16 protein-coding genes are annotated in these 16,910 nt (G+C 53.5%); 10 read left to right on the top strand and 6 right to left on the bottom strand.

Going from position 1 to position 16,910, the window contains the following annotated elements; all coding sequences use genetic code 11:
• Nucleotides 1–8: 8 nt before the first annotated feature.
• Both clpB and HYT31_01080 read right to left on the bottom strand, forming a co-directional pair.
• Nucleotides 9–2,573 (bottom strand): ATP-dependent chaperone ClpB, encoded by a 2,565-nt coding sequence (gene clpB, locus HYT31_01085; protein ID MBI2050384.1) that lies wholly within the window; start codon nt 2,571–2,573, stop codon nt 9–11.
• 433 nt (nt 2,574–3,006) lie between these two features.
• Entirely contained in the window at nt 3,007–3,171 is a 165-nt protein-coding gene (locus tag HYT31_01080) for a hypothetical protein (GenBank protein MBI2050383.1), read from the bottom strand.
• Nucleotides 3,172–3,318: 147 nt separating this feature from the next.
• Between HYT31_01080 and HYT31_01075 the strand changes: the two genes are divergently transcribed.
• Complete coding sequence (locus HYT31_01075; GenBank protein ID MBI2050382.1) at nt 3,319–3,729, top strand: hypothetical protein; 411 nt, start codon at nt 3,319–3,321, stop codon at nt 3,727–3,729.
• A 52-nt stretch (nt 3,730–3,781) separates the two neighbouring features.
• Here HYT31_01075 and HYT31_01070 read toward each other — a convergent pair whose 3' ends face one another.
• Nucleotides 3,782–4,414 carry a hypothetical protein gene (locus HYT31_01070; protein MBI2050381.1) on the bottom strand — a complete coding sequence of 211 codons (633 nt, stop codon included), beginning with the start codon at nt 4,412–4,414 and terminating at the stop codon, nt 3,782–3,784.
• 335 nt (nt 4,415–4,749) lie between these two features.
• Nucleotides 4,750–5,589, bottom strand: a complete 840-nt coding sequence (locus HYT31_01065) for a GerMN domain-containing protein (protein ID MBI2050380.1) — start codon at nt 5,587–5,589, stop codon at nt 4,750–4,752.
• A gap of 97 nt (nt 5,590–5,686) precedes the next feature.
• On the opposite strand from HYT31_01065, the gene HYT31_01060 reads away from it, so the two are divergent.
• The 3 genes from HYT31_01060 to HYT31_01050 all read left to right on the top strand — a co-directional run bounded on the left by HYT31_01060 (nt 5,687) and on the right by HYT31_01050 (nt 7,147).
• The gene (locus HYT31_01060; protein MBI2050379.1) at nt 5,687–6,151 is read left to right on the top strand and encodes a hypothetical protein; all 465 of its coding nucleotides are present in this window, start codon (nt 5,687–5,689) and stop codon (nt 6,149–6,151) included.
• A 255-nt stretch (nt 6,152–6,406) separates the two neighbouring features.
• Nucleotides 6,407–6,667: an RNA-binding protein gene (locus HYT31_01055; GenBank protein MBI2050378.1), complete on the top strand. Its 261-nt coding sequence runs from the start codon at nt 6,407–6,409 to the stop codon at nt 6,665–6,667.
• Between the two features lie 162 nt (nt 6,668–6,829).
• The gene (locus tag HYT31_01050) at nt 6,830–7,147 is read left to right on the top strand and encodes a hypothetical protein (GenBank protein ID MBI2050377.1); all 318 of its coding nucleotides are present in this window, start codon (nt 6,830–6,832) and stop codon (nt 7,145–7,147) included.
• A gap of 231 nt (nt 7,148–7,378) precedes the next feature.
• Here the strand turns inward: HYT31_01050 and HYT31_01045 are convergent, their stop codons facing one another.
• The gene (locus tag HYT31_01045; GenBank protein MBI2050376.1) at nt 7,379–7,642 is read right to left on the bottom strand and encodes a hypothetical protein; all 264 of its coding nucleotides are present in this window, start codon (nt 7,640–7,642) and stop codon (nt 7,379–7,381) included.
• A gap of 97 nt (nt 7,643–7,739) precedes the next feature.
• Nucleotides 7,740–8,480, bottom strand: a complete 741-nt coding sequence (locus HYT31_01040; protein ID MBI2050375.1) for a hypothetical protein — start codon at nt 8,478–8,480, stop codon at nt 7,740–7,742.
• Between the two features lie 326 nt (nt 8,481–8,806).
• Between HYT31_01040 and HYT31_01035 the strand changes: the two genes are divergently transcribed.
• The 6 genes from HYT31_01035 (at nt 8,807) to HYT31_01010 (ending at nt 16,893) form a co-directional block, all read left to right on the top strand.
• Nucleotides 8,807–9,280: a hypothetical protein gene (locus HYT31_01035; protein MBI2050374.1), complete on the top strand. Its 474-nt coding sequence runs from the start codon at nt 8,807–8,809 to the stop codon at nt 9,278–9,280.
• Nucleotides 9,277–9,711 (top strand): hypothetical protein, encoded by a 435-nt coding sequence (locus tag HYT31_01030; protein MBI2050373.1) that lies wholly within the window; start codon nt 9,277–9,279, stop codon nt 9,709–9,711. Before HYT31_01035 ends, HYT31_01030 begins: the two co-directional genes overlap by 4 nt.
• A 12-nt stretch (nt 9,712–9,723) precedes the next feature.
• A complete protein-coding gene (locus HYT31_01025) occupies nt 9,724–10,461 on the top strand; it encodes a hypothetical protein (protein MBI2050372.1) in 738 nt (245 codons plus the stop codon).
• A gap of 91 nt (nt 10,462–10,552) precedes the next feature.
• Complete coding sequence (locus HYT31_01020; GenBank protein MBI2050371.1) at nt 10,553–11,104, top strand: RNA polymerase sigma factor; 552 nt, start codon at nt 10,553–10,555, stop codon at nt 11,102–11,104.
• A 5-nt stretch (nt 11,105–11,109) separates the two neighbouring features.
• Nucleotides 11,110–12,477, top strand: coding sequence for a hypothetical protein (locus HYT31_01015; GenBank protein MBI2050370.1), 1,368 nt, complete (start codon nt 11,110–11,112; stop codon nt 12,475–12,477).
• Between the two features lie 348 nt (nt 12,478–12,825).
• The gene (locus HYT31_01010) at nt 12,826–16,893 is read left to right on the top strand and encodes a hypothetical protein (protein MBI2050369.1); all 4,068 of its coding nucleotides are present in this window, start codon (nt 12,826–12,828) and stop codon (nt 16,891–16,893) included.
• The last annotated feature ends 17 nt before the right edge of the window (nt 16,894–16,910 follow it).

Below are 16,910 nucleotides of genomic sequence, written 5' to 3'. Positions count from 1 at the left end.
AGAGAGCGCTAGGATTTCTTGATTTCAATGGAGTTGCCCCGGTAGTCAATGGTTACCGAGTCTCCATCTCCAATTTTACCCTCAATAATGGAAAGCGCAAGCTCATCCAGGATTTCGTTCTGGATCAGGCGCTTTAACGGCCGCGCGCCAAACGCCTTGTCATAGCCTGCCTCTGCGAGGTGCTTTCTGGCGCTGTCAGCCATAGCCAGTGTAATGCCTTTCTGCTCAAGCCGCTCTTTTACTTGTGCCAGCTGCAAATCAACAATGTCCGCAATCTCGGCTTCAGTCAGATGCTGGAAGATGATGACATCATCCAAACGATTCAAAAATTCGGGGCGGAACATTTTGTGCAAAAGCTTTTCAACTTCCGCTTCCTGGCGCTTCCGGTCGTCCATGTGCTCTTCAATGATGTCAGAGCCCAGGTTTGAGGTCATAATAATGACCGTGTTCTTAAAATTAACAGTCCGGCCCTTGGAGTCGGTCAAGCGCCCCTCGTCCAATACCTGCAAAAGCACGTTGAACACGTCCGGATGGGCTTTTTCAATCTCATCCAGCAACACCACAGTGTACGGCCTGCGGCGCACGGCCTCGGTCAGTTGCCCGCCTTCATCATACCCAACATACCCGGGAGGCGCGCCAATCAAACGGGCGACCGCGTGCTTTTCCATGTACTCACTCATGTCAATGCGGACAATCTGCTTCTCGTCATTAAACAGGAAACTGGCCACTGATTTCGCGAGCTCGGTCTTGCCCACGCCTGTCGGGCCCAGGAACATAAACGACCCAATAGGTTTGGTTTCTTCGGAAATGCCCGCGCGGGAGCGGCGAATGGCATTTGAGACCGCATGAATCGCGTCTTTCTGGCCGATGACGCGCATGGAGATTTCCTCTTCCATGCTTGCGAGGCGCTTCTCTTCTTCGGTCACCAGGCGGTTCACTGGAATGCCGGTCCAGCGGGACACCACCTTTGCAATGTCTTCCTCGTCCACCTCTTCCTTCAAGAGGGGATTGCCCTTCTGCGCTTCCGCCAATTTCAGCTTGGCGCCTTTCACCTGCTTCTCAAGCTCCGGAATCTTGGCATAGTTAATCTCGGCAACGCCCTGCAAGTCGCCGATGCGCTCCTTGCGTTCTGCCTCGCGCTTTAAGCCGTTAATTTCGGACTGGGCGTGCTTAATGGCGTCAATGTGCTGCTTCTCGTTCTGCCAGGCAAGCTCCAGGGACTTGTTCTCTTCCTTGATTTCCGCGATCTGCTTTTCAATCTCCGCAAGGCGCAGCCGGGATGCATCGTCCTTTTCCTTTTTCAGGGCCTCGCGCTCAATTTCAAGCTGGCGCAGCTTGCGGTGGATCTTGTCAATCACTGTTGGCTTGGAATCAATTTCCAAGCGCAACACAGAAGCTGCTTCATCCATCAAGTCAATTGCCTTGTCCGGCAAAAACCTATCCGTCAAGTAGCGGCTGGAAAGATGGGCCGCAGCCACGAGCGCGTTGTCGCGGATGGCAATGCCGTGGTGCACTTCATAGCGGTCTTTGATGCCGCGCAAAATGGAAATAGTATCGGAAACCGAGGGCTCTTCAACGTACACAGGCTGGAACCTGCGCTCCAGGGCTGCGTCTTTTTCAATGCGCAAGCGATACTCCTTCAAAGTCGTAGCGCCGACCGCGTGGAGCTTGCCGCGCGCGAGCGCGGGCTTGAGAATGTTTCCCGCATCCATGGCGCCTTCGGCAGATCCAGCCCCAACCACGGTGTGCAATTCATCAACAAACAAAATGATGCGGCCTTCGGCTGCCTCTACCTCCTTAATCAACGCTTTCAGGCGGTCTTCAAATTCGCCGCGGTACTTGGTGCCTGCAATCATACTTGCCAAATCCAAACCCAGCACGCGCTTGCCGCGCAAAGGCTCGGGCACGTCCTGGTCCACAATCTTTTTTGCAAGGCCTTCAACAATGGCGGTCTTGCCAACCCCTGGCTCGCCGACGAGCACGGGGTTGTTTTTGGTGCGGCGCGTGAGAATCTGCATGATGCGCCGGATCTCATCATCCCTCCCGATCACCGGATCAATCTTGCCGTCACGCGCGAGCGCCGTAAAATCAGTGGTGTACTTTTCCAGCACCTGGTACTTTCCCTCGGGGTCCTGGTCCGTGACGCTCTGGGAACCGCGCACATCTTTCAAAACTTTTTCCGCGTCACTTTTGGAGATGCCCGCAAGCTCTACTATGTCCTTGTCATCCAAAAGCGCGAGCAACAAATGCTCAACAGACACGTACTCATCCTTTAGGCGCTCTGCCTCTTTTTCCGCGCCATCAAAAACCGCTTTCAATTCCGGGGTCAGGTGCTGGGATGATGTTCCGCTCACTTGCGGCTGCCTGGTTAAATTTTCCTGCACAGCCTGTGCCAACTCACCCGGATTTTTGCCCATTTTGGAAAGGATGACCGGCACCAGCCCGCCCGCTTGCCTGAGCAATACCAAAAACAGGTGCCCTGGCAAGAGTCCCTGGTGGTTGAGCGTGCCTGCCAACTGCAAGGCGCTCTCTAAAGCCTCCGCGGCTTTGGTTGTGTAGTTATTGAAATTCATACTCGTTCGGCTGCGGAACAAGAATCTGTACGATATACGGGCTTACTCTAACTCCTGTGGTCCTGCAAATACTGTCTGACTGGTGATTCTAGCGCCCGTATCTCGTACAAATCCCTGTTTCGTAGGATAGGGTATGATATCATATCCTTGATAATTTGTCAATATTATGGCGTGGTTTTAAAAAAAAGAAGCCCCCGCGAGCACCGATGGGTTGGTGTGCGGGGGCGCGGGGAAGATGGCCGAGCGAGTTCATTGCCCGCCTTATTGGCGAGGCGCAGCCATTCCTGGGCCGGCTTGGACTCTTTAGGATCGGGCATACAGAACGTCCGCTTCAGGACGCTCTCTCCTTGTTCGCGGTATCGGCCCGTGTACCTGATCCCATCATGTTCGTACTCTTTTCCGCCGATGAAGTGCCACGTGCTGTGGTTCTCGGTCATGAGCTGCCTCCTTTGTTGCGGCGGTTCCAGGTGAGTGCTTCCACGGCCATCCCCATCATAGCTCCGATGCTCGCGAGGCCAATGACCGCGAGTGCTACAATGATCACCAGCCCGGGAAGCGAAACAGCGGACAACCACTCATGGAGCGTTGTGAGTTCCATACCTGCCTGCCCTGGTTTGAGAAGAACTGCAAGTTTCAGTTTTTTACTATTGCAGATTTTTTATCAATTGTCAATGCATGTTTCTTGGGCATCAGGTCTTTTTTTGCAAACAAGCAGTATTTCGGTATATGATAAGGGCACACCCCTATGCCTAAAACATTAATCTTCATCCTGCTCTTTATTTTCACGGCCGGCATGGCCAAGGGCGTTTCCGACACGCTCCAGTTCCATTACGGCCGCAGCGTGTTCGCGTCACTGCCAAATCAAGAGTGGTGGAATCCGGAAGTAAGCTGGAAGAATAAATACCGGGATTACGATAAAGGCGATACGCGGGAAGCGTACCTCTTTAGCCGGAGTTTATTGGTATGGCGGACTGATGCCTGGCATCTGGCCCAGACCATTGAAACCTTGGGGTGGGTGTTTGCGCTTTTGCTCGCCATCAGTTTGGGGTGCGCGCACCGCCCCGGCCGGGCGCAACTGGCTGGGTTGTTTGTGATGATGCTGGCGGCTTTTTACCTCGGTTTTCTGTTGCTGTACGGCTGGCTGCTGGTGCGGTGATTATAAAAAGAGCCCCCGCCACTTGGATCGTGGCGGGGGCGTGAAGGGCGTGCTAGGCGGTTCGCGAGCGGCGTTTCCGCTTGAACTGCGCGGCCCGTCTGATGCGCTCTACCGTGATGATGCCGTCTCTGGTGAGCGCGTTGAGCAGTATCAGGTTGGGCTGGTGCGCATCACACGCGCCGACTTTGACCTGCACATAGTCCGGCTCGTGTTCGCGGTAGTCCAGACGCGCGCCGCGCGCGAACATGGCCACCACGCGCTCGCCCGCCTCCTTGCACCGCACGAACGCCGCGATATTGTTGAGCATGTAATGACCTTTTCCATCGCGATCGTGCGTGCCACAGACGAAGCAGGAACAGTTGTCCAGGCCCATGCCGCGGGAGCGGAAGAATTCTCCGCCGCCTTCGGGTCTGGTGTCCGGCTGGCCGTGGCTCGGAATGCCGCGCCGCGGATGGTCTTGGAGCTGCGGGTAGATGTTGTTGATGCCGACGGGCGACTCGGTGATGTCCTCGGCGAGCACGAGGCAGCCCTTGTTGCATTCCGGACTCCCGCACTCCACGAGGGTAGCTCCGCCGCAGGACATACGGGGGTAGCCGGAACGGTAGCCGCAGTACGGACATCCGAACTGCTTCCATTCGGCAGCCGACACCGCGATGATGGGTTGCTGCTCCATCGTGGCCACCATGTGATGACCATCCTTTCCTGTTGCGAGGCGCTGCGTTTTCTATAGAGCGTTAACTCAACTTTTGAGTCAAAAGTAAACTACTATAGATCTCGTAGAAAGTCAAATAAAAACGGTTTTTTATCTGACTTTCTTTGTCACGCTAAAGCCCAGGTACTTTCCTATCGCCAACCTGGTTTGGGCTTCAATGGCCGGGATGGAACCGAAGAGAACCATATTAAACGGAAACAATATCCATTGCAAGAGCATGTTCAGAAAAGGAACCAGCGCGGATATACGCGGGTACGTGGCAAGCGAAGCAGACCTTTCGGGTTGGATGGACCCTGAATCCCTCCCGGTTACGGTTGGAGAATGAGGTCGGTTTTACCATCAATTGAGATGGCCACTTCGCGAACAGTCGGGAACTGCAAGAGGGTTTGCGTAATTTGCGCCCGGATGGCGGTAACGCGGCAGGAGCCGCCCATGTTTTCATCAAGCCGGGGGCTGAAGTCAGCTAGAGCTTTGCCGTCCTGGATGGTGAGGCTCTGAATTTCAACCCCGCTATTCAAGGACGTCATAAATCCGGCTTCCTGTTCAACCGGGTTCGGGCCTTTGAGGAGTTCAAGGAGCGCGGCCCGTGCAGAGGCCTCGGTTTTGTGGATGGTGCGCGTTACCGGGAACACTTTTGCGCAGTCAAGTATATCCGGGTCAAGAGTTGTGTTGCTGAAAAAGGCTTGTACGCTCATCTCCTCGCTCTCTGGGTTGAACCGAACCGGAATTTTGATTTCCGCGTCAAACTCCGGCAAGCCCGAGGGGTTGTCTTTTTGCAGAACCAGCATTCCGGTCTCTGTGGCAGGGGATTCAAATTCCAGTGTTGCGAGAAAAGGCACAAAGTTTTCAGTCATCCAATCGCCCTGGGCCTGTGCCGGAGTCACGGCAATCTGGTTGTTGTTCGCATCAAGCAGTTTCATTGGGAATGAAGCTTCAAAGTACCACGCGCCGCGCGCTTCGCCGCGCAAAGTGAGGGGAGAGGAAACAATAGCGTTGTTCTGCGGTTCAAAGAGCTTCACCGGCGTTTCTTCGGCAGTATTGCGGCCATTGTTCGGCGTTTGGGCTTGCGGCGCGCGTAAAAATATTACCCAGACAACGATTGCGATGGCCACAACAACAATGCCGGAAATGACATGTTTAGCACTCATATGTTCGTACTATACCATGCGGTTATCGCAGAGAGAAAGGCGGCAATCCGGAGGTGTGGATTACTTTTCAAACTCCCGGGAGTATACTAGAAGCAGTATGGAGCGAGAAGTCGCACTTCACGTCTATGGGGAGAACCCGGACATGCACAACGAGAGAGTAAAGTTGCGCGAGGAGATCGCGGAGCTTGCTTTTGCAGTTGGTGCTGATCTCTCCGAAGACGAACTGCGGATTGCGGCCGAGGGGGCGCAGCCACAGTCTGATACGGAGGAGGAACACAAAGAGCAGGGGGAAGCGTATGAGCCATTCAGGCTTGCGGAGCGCGCGGCGCGGTATGGATCGCGCGCCCAGGACGCGCCCGAGGACAGCGATGAGCGGCGTATCGCCGGAACCCGGCATCTCGCGCTCCTTGCGGCGCACTACCTGCGCGATTGGCCCGAGCTTAGCCGGGAGTGCCTGGAGTATGCGCGCGACTTAAGGGGCCGCACCCGCGAGTGGCGCGAGCAGGATATTCCAAGGCCGCAGCCAGCTGCAGCGCAGGAATCCATGCGCAGAGCAGCGTGACTTTGTGTTTGGTGCCCTGCCGGGTTTCGTGCTCGGCAGGGTTTTTTCGTCTAAAAGCCCCCAATAACATCCACTATTGACACATGGACCTATCCATGCTAGTATAGGGGTGCCTTGTTTTTCGCATTCTCTTGGCCCGCCGCGAACTCTATAGGCGGGTTTTCTCGTTTGGATGCGGATCGTCGAAAACAGGTGATAAGATAGATGCCAGGCGCCTCCGTTTATTTATTTCTGACGGACTCCTGCATCCAGACTATGGCAAAGAAACTATACGTGGGCAACCTGCCGTACCAGACCACTGAAGACGATCTGTCTCAGGCGTTTGGCGCACATGGCCAGGTTACCAGCACTGCCATCATCACGGACAAGTTCTCGGGACGGAGCAAAGGCTTCGGATTCGTGGAAATGTCCTCTGATGAGGAAGCGCAAAAAGCCATTGACGCGTTGAACGGCACCGATTTCGGCGGCCGCAACATCGTAGTCAATGAAGCTCGCCCTCCTCGTGAGCGCGAGTAATATCGCTTAACGTAAAACCGCTCCGGGTTTGTCCCGGGGCGGTTTTATGGTGCATACTTTCGCTCTGTCGGGCTGGCGGGGCTCGAACCGCTACAGCCCGGCAGAGAGAACGTACGTGTTTAATTGTACAGATAATGCGGGGATTGGTACAATAGTCATACTATGACCGAAGAAAAATGGCAAGCAGTGGTGGGGCGCCTCAAGGATGACTGCGAAATCCTGGAGCATCAAACCGTAAACGGAGAGATGGAAGGAGAAACAACTGAAGAAATTGTATTTGTAAATCCCATGGGAAAGATGAAGCTACGGCGCTCTGTAAAGCCGCGGCTCTTGGAAGAGAAAACCCATTACTCGGGCAGGGTAGGGCAGAGCACGGGAATTGAAAGGGTTTACTCGGATGACGAGTTTGTTGATACCGTGGAGTTGTTTAAAGATGAGTATGGCGAGTGGGTGCCTGTGGATAACTCTAGCTTTGCCTGATTCCCCGCTCCAATATTGTGCGACACAAATATATGGTTTGATGTATGGCACACTTCGGTGCGTTGTTTTGGATTGATGGATGGTTTGATGATTCGCTGTTTTTGCTGAAAATCAATTTTTGGAATTTTCTGATTTTTCCGCTTCCCTAAAAAAAGGAAGCCTCGCATCTCTCATTCCTTGGGTTCAAAGTGAGAGACGCGAGGCTCGTGTGCGGACTCGCCGGGTAGTGGGTCAGCAGTGGTCCGGACACAGTCCGAACCGCCAATTGTCCCGTTTGATGATGTTTGCGGCCGATGTTCCGTTCAGCCACCGTTCCAAGTGCGGCACGCGCGCAAGGCGGCTGTCATAGGCTCTGGCGCAACCGGGCGCGTTGCACACAACATCCGGGAACATGTGCTGCGACAAGTCGCAGACATGCACGTTTCCGTCCGCGAGCCTTATCACAGCCCTGCCGGTTGCAATGGCCTCTCTGATGAGTTGCTCTGATGTGGCCACTCAATTTCTCCCCAGGATTGAGTGCTGCTTGTTGAAGGACGATGCATCTCAATGAGATGGCTCTGCTGACAGTACGTTCATCAGCAGCGCCATTCCATCAAGAGAGTTTTTCCCACAGGTGCCTGAATATCATGACTTGGGTTTGGTAGGTGTTCTGGTCCTCCATGACCACGCCGTGCGGAGAGATGGATTCGTCAAGCGAGATGAGGGCTATCTTTCCGGCGTAGATCAGGGTGTAAGTGGGGCTTGATTCTTCCTGGGAGAGCCACTTGCGCTCGTCCAGGCCGCGCAGGATGCCCCCCGGGCCGATTGAGATGGACTGCACGCGGATGGTGCGGCGGATGCGCTCGTCGTTGAACTCCGGGAACACGCGGGTCAGGGTGTTGCGGATGGTGGATGACGAGTACACGTAGTACTGCTTTTTCTGCGTGGCAGCAGTTGCGTCCAGCACGTCCTGCAGGATGGTGCGGATGCCGGAATCCCCCTCAAAGTACTTGACCTTTGGCTTGTACTCGGATTTCTCGTACAGAGACCGGAGCTCGGGAATGATCTTCTCAATGTCAGCCCTGGTCTGCTCAAGGTCGTTCTGCTTCATTTTGAGCGCGCCCAGGAGGTGGTCAGGGGGCTCTGCGGCAAAGTACCTGCGCTTTTCCTTATCCACAAAGCTTACAAGCCCGTAATCCCCAAGGCGGCGCAGAATGGAGTGGATGGTGGTGCGGTTGATGTCCACTGCTTCGGACAGGGCGCGCACCGGCGCTGACCCGAGTTTCAGGAGTTCTAGGTATACCAGAATCTCTTTATCCGTAAACCCGAATTTTTTTAAGGTAGTCTCAATCATTGCGGTTGTGGATTAATTCTAATTCCCCTATATTACTTGTCAATTTATTTTTTGACAAGGGTGTGGAAATTGATTAATTCTATGCTAACATAAGCCACAAAACTTGTCAGCTTTTTTTCAACACAACTTCGTAAAAATATGTGGGTGTTCGGGGGTGCAAATTTCTCCACTCCGAAGGGTCGCCCGCCTTAGACCACCCACTCGTTCGCTTCACGAACTCGCGGGAACCCGGTTGGCGGGCTCCATCATTCTCGTTGCGAAAATAATGCCCCCTGCAAACCACTAGTCATTTTTACGCCCATGCCGAAAAATGGTATAATTTTTGTATGTTCAAAACAAAAACAAACCGTGAGCAAATGCGTTATTTGCAAATCAGTTTTTTGTTTTTATTTGCAGCCAGTTTTGGCCTGATTATCGCGGAGCGCTCCCGAATCTCGCAGGAGCCAAAACGCGCGCCCGAACCCCTTCCCTTGGCTCGCTATGTGGCCGGAGACGCGGTTGAGCCGGGCCCCGGGATTCAGGATTACCGGGATGTGGTGATTGCGAGCGTACTCCAGATTAATGGGGTTATTGAGGCGCTCGCGGATTCCGCGGGCGTGGTTCCTGATGCGGGCGGCGCGTACGATTCGTTGCTTGCTTCTCCGGTTCCGCCAATCTACCGATCTCTGCACACTTCCCTGATTTTTTTGGCAAAAGAAGCGGCAAAAGGCGAGTTTTCTGACATTAATCTTCTCAAGGAAAAGCAGGCCCTGTTGTACGCGCAATACCCGTGGCTGCCTGCGGTTGCCGATCAACCATGACCCTATCCCGAAAAACGAGCATCATCATCAGCACGATTGGGGTGCTCGCGTGGAGCTCCTTGTTCGCTTTTTTTTATTGGGGTTCGGAGGAATACGGCACATACCCGAACATAGATTTTGGCAGTGTGCGCGGCGCCGCGGTTGAGCGGTTTACACTCTCCGTGCAGGATGTGGTCCTTGCGTCTAGCCGCGCAACCGGCGCGTTTGAAAGCGATACCCTGCTCGTGGCGCGCCGGGCCGGCACAGAGGGTGTACGCGTGTACGTGGTGCGGGATGAGAACCTTTTGTATGAAAAAACATTTGAAAACGGGCGTTTTGAGGCAGTTTGGGACGAAACTCTTGATCGATTTGGGCTTATTAACACCAAAAGCGGAGAATCATTCCTGTTTATCCCTGGGGAGCATACCTACATTTTAGAAATCGCCCCATAGCCCGCAGGCAGTATGCTAAAGTCACTTATTTTTTGGCTCGGAATTTTGGGGGTTCTCGCAAGCTGGGAGCTTGCGCTCGCAGACCCGGGCCGCGTGCTGTACTGGCTGCTTTTGTGCCTGGCCAGCTCAAGCATCGTAAGTGTGCGCTTTTCGGATGACACAAGCCCGTTCCGCGGCATTATGGCAGACCGGATTGCCGTTGTTTTATTCGTGGTGGGAGCATTCTGGTGGTTTTTATGGCTGGATTTTGCCTATATAAAATATGCGGTTCCGTTCCTCGTGTGGCTCGGGCTTATGTACGCGAGCGCACGCTTAAGATCCGAACAGAGCCAGCTGGTTACGGTTCGTTTGGCGCTCTTTTTCGGGGGGACTTTTTTCTGGTCTGTAACCAGTTTTGGCCTGCTCTCGGTGATTGGCTGGGAGGTGTGGGAAACATTGAGTGTGTTCGGGGTGAGTTTTGGCGTGTTTTCCTACACAGGCGTGCGCACGCTCCAACCGCCTCCCGGGAGCGTGTTTAGCGCCTGGCTTGTTCTGCTTTTGCTCGGATTAGAGCTCTTTTCGGTGGTTGCCTGGCTTCCGTTTACCGAGGTGACCCTTGCTTTAGTCCTTACGGTATTGGTTCTGTTCTGTTATGATTTCATCAAATATTATCTTTTCCCCGAGCGGATCAGAAAAATGATTATCATCAAAAAACTGGCGATATACGCGTTTTTCATTCTGATTGTGCTCGTTTCAACTCCTTGGGTATAGGAAATGTAGACAAAAAAGGGCTTTTCTGCTTAAGTGAAAGCCTATTTTTATTAAGGCAGGTAACAAATACTTGGTTTTTTCGTCTTCTTGTATGAGCGGGAAATTCAGCGACCAGTTTCTTATTGCCTCAAGCATTGCCGGTGACGAACAGGCGTTCGGAACGCTGTACGACAAATATGTTGAAGACATATACCGGTTTGTAGTGATGCGCGTCAGGAACACGCACGAGGCACAAGACGTGACCGCTGAAGTGTTCTTAAAAGCATGGCAGTACGTAAGCGTCCAAAAGAAATACATTAAAGATTTCCGCGCCCTTCTGTACCGGATTGCGCGGAACGTGGTCATTGACCACTACCGTTCTTCCCAGAAAGAAGTTGCCGCCTTTGATGAAGATGGCTTGGAGTCGGTTGAAGACATGAGTTCAAACATCGTTGAAAACATACAGCACAACGATGACATGCGCCTGGTGTTCCAGGTGCTGGACCAGCTTTCAGACGACCATCGGGAATTGATTATCCTGCGCTATGTGCAGGACTTAAGCATTAAGGAGATAGCTGAAGCGCAGGGCAAAACCAACGGAGCAATCCGCGTTGCCTTGCACCGCGCCGTTAAGCAGATTAAAACACTGATTCCAGAGGCCTGATTACTATGCGTTTTTCCAGATTTATCAAACAGCTTAGCGCATCCAGAACCACGCTTTATTCGCAAGAATCGTGGCGTTTAAGCGTGCGCGAGGCTCTGCTTGCCGAAATACGCAGAAGCCATGTTTGGCAGGATGCTCCAGCAGAAGTGCGCGACCGCGCATTCTTTTCCCAACTTTTCCATACCTTGTTCGCCCAGGCCATACTCAAGCCTGCGGTCGCTTTTGTGCTCATTTTTGCCGTGGTTTCGTATAGTTCCGTGTCCACGGTCCAGGCAGCCCGCGCGAGTTTGCCCGGGGATGCGCTGTACTCGGTGAAGCTCGGGCTTGAAGCGGCTCAAGTTGGAGTTGCGTTTTCTGAATCAAAAAAGGCAGAACTGGAAATTTCGTTCGCCACCTCCCGTCTGCTTGAAGTGAACCAGATATTAAAGCAGGACACTACGGCTGAAAGCGCACCGCACATTGAACAGGCCATGAAGCGGTTCAGCAATGATTTGCATTCAGTGCAGAAACGGCTTGAAAAGATGGGCCAGGAAGAAAAATCCGAGGAAAAGGTCCTTAAAATTTCTGGGCTGGTAAATACCGCAACTATTCAACTGGCTGAAGATTTGCTGGTGATCAAAGAACAGCTTTCCGAGCAAAAGAGCGCTCCGCAGGCGCCAGAAACTGGCGAATCAGGTTCCTCTCCCAAAGATATGCCACCAGGTTCAGGCGCAGAGCCTGAACCTGCAGGGGGAGCAGATGCAGTAACGTTGCCGGCTGAAGCAGCAAGCAGCACCCAACAGGCGCTGGGAACATCTACAACCACTCCTGCGGTTGCGGAAGAGGGTGTATCGCCAAAAGATGCCCAAGCTGATTCAGCAGCGGGAAGAGATCTCTTGGCGACTCTGGACAGCGCGCTTGATGCGGTTGACCAGGCAAACATCAAGTCCCTTGAGGTGTTTGTGGGAAAAGCCCAAACATCCAAGAGTGAAACCGTGCAGCAGGAGGCGGTTGATAAAATACAGAAAAAGATTGATAAGATTGAAAAGAACATAGATACTGCGCCGGTAGCGCCACCCGCTGCCACTACTGCGGCTTCATCCACACAGCCAGTGCTCATAAAAGTTCCTTCCGCGCCAAGCCAGGTTCAAGAGGCAATTGATGAGGCCAAGAAAATTCTTGATACCAAAGATATGGGCCAGCTGGGGCAGGTAGTGGAAAAAGTAAAAGAGGCAAAAGCAATTGCTGAAGGAACTGAAAAACAGAGCAAAGACACAGAAACTACTAATCCGTCAACACTTGGAACAAGCACTCCAAGTGCGTTTAACCAGAAGATAGAGCAAGAGAACAGCAATCAGGGCGAAACATCTATGGAAGAGTCATTTGGTTCATAAAGCAAATAACACGCTAACATTAGCCAAAATAAAGCTTTGTGTATAACTGTATTGATTCCAAATGGGAAAGCGTGCTATAATAATTGTTGACATCTGAATGAAATCTGCTATAAATAAAAGCGTAAATGTAACGAATGTGCATTGATTTCCGTCTCATATTAGTGAATGAGACGAATTGTTTCCGGTAAAAGTATTGTTTTGTTTGATTTTCTTATTAACCTTTATTAACCAAGCATAGGGCTTTCGCGCCTGATTCGGTTCAGAGTTTTGAAGCGATCAGCCGAGAAAGTCCTATAATAAACAACTATTTCCGCCAGGTCGGCGGGAATACCTAAAAGGAGAACCTATATGAGTGATATCATAAAACACTCTAAAAAGGTCCTGTCAGCTACTTTAACGGTATCCACCATAGTGTGGAGCGTTGGTTTGTTTGCGCTGGCGCCGGTCACAGTCGGTGCAGCAGCAGGCGACCTCATTAAGGGCGCAGGCAATCCGGCAGTGTATCTTGTGGACGCGGATGGCGTGACTATTCACCCATTCCCCCACCAGAACGTGTACACGTCCTGGGGCTTCCCAGCGAACTTCAGTAGCACGTTCACCACGAACCTGTCCGGGTTTACCGTCGGGAATGACGTGGAATTCCGCGATGGCGCGTTGATCAGAGCATTAGAGACACCGGCAGTGTACTTTGTATCCGGCGAAAAACTTCGCCCGATCGTGTCCGCCGAAGTCTTTGAAACGCTCGGATTCAACTACGACAACATCACCTGGCTTCCGCAGTCCTTTTTGGACAAGTATGGCGCAGCCGGTGACATGGTGACTTCAACCACCACGCACCCCAACGGAACCTTGGTAAAGTACGCGAACTCTTCCACGGTCTACCTCTTGCAGGCGGACCAGAAGCGGCCATTTGCTTCCACGGACGTGATTAAGGTGAATGGATACGCGAACATTCCGGTTATTACCATTCCTTCTTCCGAGACCTATGCAGATGGCTCCCAGATTGTGGTAAAGGAATCTTCCGTCACTATTCCTGACGGCGTGGGCGCAGCTCCTGTGGTAACCACTCCTCCGGGCACCACAACGCCGGTTGGATCCGGGTTGACGGTTTCCTTGGCAAGCGATACTCCGGCTGCTGCAACCGTGATTGCTGACTCTTCAAACGGCGGCAATGACGGAGCCCAGGCGTTTATTCCCCTGACCAAAGTCGCTTTGACCGCAGGCTCGGATGGCGCCGTAAAAGTGACGACCCTTAAATTCACGCGCGGCGGCATTTCCGCGAACGCGGATGCTAACTCGCTCTACCTGTTTGAGGGCGATGGCGTGGGTTCCAGCTTTATCGCCGCGTCCAACTCCTACTCATCGGGCGTGGTCACATTCACCAATGCCAGCGGCTTGATTACGGTTCCAGCAGGTTCCACCAAGTACGTTACCTTGCGCATTGACCTTGCTGATGACACGGGTTCCGGCAAGACCATGTACTTCTCCATGAATTCAGCGTCTGACGTTGCAACGGACGGGGCTTCGGTTTCTGGCTCATTCCCGCTTATGGGCAACACCATGAGTGTTGCAACCGCTTCTGACCTTGGGTACGTGACCCTTACGAACGTATCCCCGGCCGCTGCCGCAACCGTGAACCCGGGAACCGATAACCACGAGGGATGGCGCTTCACCCTGGCTGGGACAGACCAGGACATGGAAATCCGGTACATGAAGGTTTCCATGACCGGTTCGGCCTCAAAGACCGATCTCAAGGACTTCCAGCTGCAGGTTGGGGGAGTTAACGTTTCCGAGACCGTAGCAAGCATGAATGACAGCGACGAAATCGTATTCACGTTCCCAACCCCGTACCTCATTGAAAAAGGCAAGACTAAGACCGTATCACTCATTTTTGACGTGGTATCCGGCTCCAGCCGCACCATCCACTTCCAGATGCAGGAGATGTACCACATGAATGTGTACGACAAGCAGTATAATGTGTACGTCAAGCTCAACCGCGCGGATACGTGGACCATTATTGAGTCCAACTCTTCAACCACCAACACCACCGTCAATGCCGGCTCTTTGACTGTTTCAAAGAGCACTTCATCCCCGACCGGCAATGTGGCTGTTGGCGCGACGGGCGTTACCTTGGCTAAATTTGACTTCAAGGCAACCGGCGAAGATGTCCGCATCAACTCCCTTACCGTTACGACTCCTGCCGCTCTGGATGGCATGGACAATGTGAAGGTGTACTTTGATGGGGCCCAGGTCGGCTCAACCAGCGACACTGATGCAACCAACGACGACGCGGCATTCACGTTCGGAGCGAGCGTGGTTATTCCAGCCAGCGTCACAAAAGTGATTGAAATCCGCGGAGACACCAAGAATGCGGCAGGCACCAACTACGCTGCTGCGGCTTCCATCTCCGTAACCTTGTCCGCGGGCTCGTCTAACGCGCGCGCTCTCTCTTCTTCCACAGCCATTAGCACGCCTTCTGTCGCGGGCAACACGCTTACTGGTTCTTCCGGCACCTTGAGTGTCGCTGAAAACACTGGAGTTGGCGATGCGTCTGCCGCTAACCCGACTGGCGTACTTGGCCAACAGAACGTGATCATTGGCTCGTTCGTGATTACGGCCGGCGCGGGTGAAGGCGTGACTGTCACGCAAATCACGCTCACGGACGATGTTGGCGCAACCACTGGCTCCTCCTTAGCTGACACATTCCAGAATATGCGCCTTGAATCCGGCGGCCCGGCTGACGCCAACGGCAACTATGCGGCTGGCACAGCCATTGGCACCACCGTGGGCACGCTCACGGATACCGAAGACACCACCTATAACTTCAATGCCTCGCCGGCAATCAAGCTCGGCGTGGCTAAGCAGATGGTGGTAAACATCTACGCTGATATCTTGAGTTCCGCAACCACGACCCAGCTTAATTCTGTGAATGCTGACACAAGCGGTGTGGTGTACCCGTCAACGGTTACCGCAACCGGGGATGATACCAGCGCTTCAGCCAACGGAACCATGTCAGCGGGCTTACAGAACCTGTATCTGGCGGCCTCCGGCTCCCTCACGGTTGAAAACGTGGCTTCCAGCGCCCAGGTAAAAGCAAACATCATCACCGGCGGCGCCACGGGCGTTGAAGTGTATAAGTTCAAGCTTACGGCGCTTACCGAAGATGTTGACGTTACGCGGTTCATTATCAGCGACACCATTGCCGCGGAAACGCTCAACGCGACCGTTGCAGATGGCAAGCCGACCTCAACGCTCAAGAACTTCAAGCTCTTTGATGGTTCTACGCCGATCGGGTCCACGCTTTCCGCTCTCACCTTGGCAACCGGAACCCCGGTCTTGGGCGGATACGTTGACTTTAACCTCGGAACTTCCAATGCGTACCGCGTGGCCAAGGGCACGGAAAAGACCCTTACCCTGAAAGCGGACGTGAATGTGTGGCCGACCATTTCATCCGGTTCCACGCACACATTCTCCTTGAATGCGACTCCTTTGGAGGATTCTAGCACTACACGTGCCATAACAGCGCGGGGCGTTGGCTCCTCAACCGCAGTGAACGGCCCCACAACCGGTGTTACCGGCAACGCGCTCACCGTGCGCAGGGCATACCCGTTGGTTGAGCGCATGGCCTTAACCTCCACTACGCTTTCCGGTGGTGCAATCAGCCAGAAGCAGGTTGCCAACTTCAAAGTTTCAGCAGTGGGCGGGCAGGTGCGCCTGAAGAAGATGACGTTCCAGGTTTCATGGACAGACACCACCACGAGCACCTTGCTCTCGCTCTCCAACTTCAAGCTCTATCGCAACGGTTCGCTCTTGGGCACCAGCGAGTACGTCATCTTTGACGGCACTGGTACTGCGGCAGGGGATGAGCTTTCGCCTTCCGGCACCGCAACCCTTACATCGCAATCTATGGCGAACGCGGGTTTGGCCAGCCGGGCTGAGAACTCAACGAGCACGTACGTCACAGTTCTCCTGGGTGACCAGCGGACTGGGTACGACAATGCTGACGATGGCGATGGGGAAGAGATCATTGATGCCGGCTCCAGCAACACCTACGAGCTTAAGCTTGACGTGGCGAACGCACATGTGGGAGCAAGCACGGATTCTGACTCGGTCACAGTCCAACTCCTTGGGGACGACACCCAGACCGCGGCCTTGACTCATGACCTCTCCTCTCTCTCGTACGTGACAACCAATTACCGCTACGGCGTGGTTGGCTTGAATGCCACAAACTACAACTTCTTGTGGTCCGACTATTCAGCAAACACTAACGACCATAGCGCGAAATCGTACGCGTCAGCCGCTGCGACCCTCAATAGAGGTACTGGCAAGGACTGGACGCATGGGTACCAGGTGCCAACATCAAGCACCCAGTCCTCTTACATCCCGCTTGACGGTTGGACAATCTCCAAGTCATAAGGGATTCTCTCTCCAGT

The sequence above is a fragment of the Parcubacteria group bacterium genome (assembly GCA_016181765.1).
Taxonomy (GTDB): Bacteria; Patescibacteriota; Patescibacteriia; order UBA2169; family UBA2169; genus CG10-46-32.
This window is presented reverse-complemented; position numbering and strand designations above follow the sequence as displayed.

Coding starts and splice junctions, on each gene's coding strand:
- clpB (MBI2050384.1), bottom strand. CDS start 2,573: ATGAATTTCAATAACTACACAACCAAAGCCGCGGAGGCTTTAGAGAGC.
- HYT31_01080 (MBI2050383.1), bottom strand. CDS start 3,171: ATGGAACTCACAACGCTCCATGAGTGGTTGTCCGCTGTTTCGCTTCCC.
- HYT31_01075 (MBI2050382.1), top strand. CDS start 3,319: ATGCCTAAAACATTAATCTTCATCCTGCTCTTTATTTTCACGGCCGGC.
- HYT31_01070 (MBI2050381.1), bottom strand. CDS start 4,414: ATGGTGGCCACGATGGAGCAGCAACCCATCATCGCGGTGTCGGCTGCC.
- HYT31_01065 (MBI2050380.1), bottom strand. CDS start 5,589: ATGAGTGCTAAACATGTCATTTCCGGCATTGTTGTTGTGGCCATCGCA.
- HYT31_01060 (MBI2050379.1), top strand. CDS start 5,687: ATGGAGCGAGAAGTCGCACTTCACGTCTATGGGGAGAACCCGGACATG.
- HYT31_01055 (MBI2050378.1), top strand. CDS start 6,407: ATGGCAAAGAAACTATACGTGGGCAACCTGCCGTACCAGACCACTGAA.
- HYT31_01050 (MBI2050377.1), top strand. CDS start 6,830: ATGACCGAAGAAAAATGGCAAGCAGTGGTGGGGCGCCTCAAGGATGAC.
- HYT31_01040 (MBI2050375.1), bottom strand. CDS start 8,480: ATGATTGAGACTACCTTAAAAAAATTCGGGTTTACGGATAAAGAGATT.
- HYT31_01035 (MBI2050374.1), top strand. CDS start 8,807: ATGTTCAAAACAAAAACAAACCGTGAGCAAATGCGTTATTTGCAAATC.
- HYT31_01030 (MBI2050373.1), top strand. CDS start 9,277: ATGACCCTATCCCGAAAAACGAGCATCATCATCAGCACGATTGGGGTG.
- HYT31_01025 (MBI2050372.1), top strand. CDS start 9,724: ATGCTAAAGTCACTTATTTTTTGGCTCGGAATTTTGGGGGTTCTCGCA.
- HYT31_01020 (MBI2050371.1), top strand. CDS start 10,553: ATGAGCGGGAAATTCAGCGACCAGTTTCTTATTGCCTCAAGCATTGCC.
- HYT31_01015 (MBI2050370.1), top strand. CDS start 11,110: ATGCGTTTTTCCAGATTTATCAAACAGCTTAGCGCATCCAGAACCACG.
- HYT31_01010 (MBI2050369.1), top strand. CDS start 12,826: ATGAGTGATATCATAAAACACTCTAAAAAGGTCCTGTCAGCTACTTTA.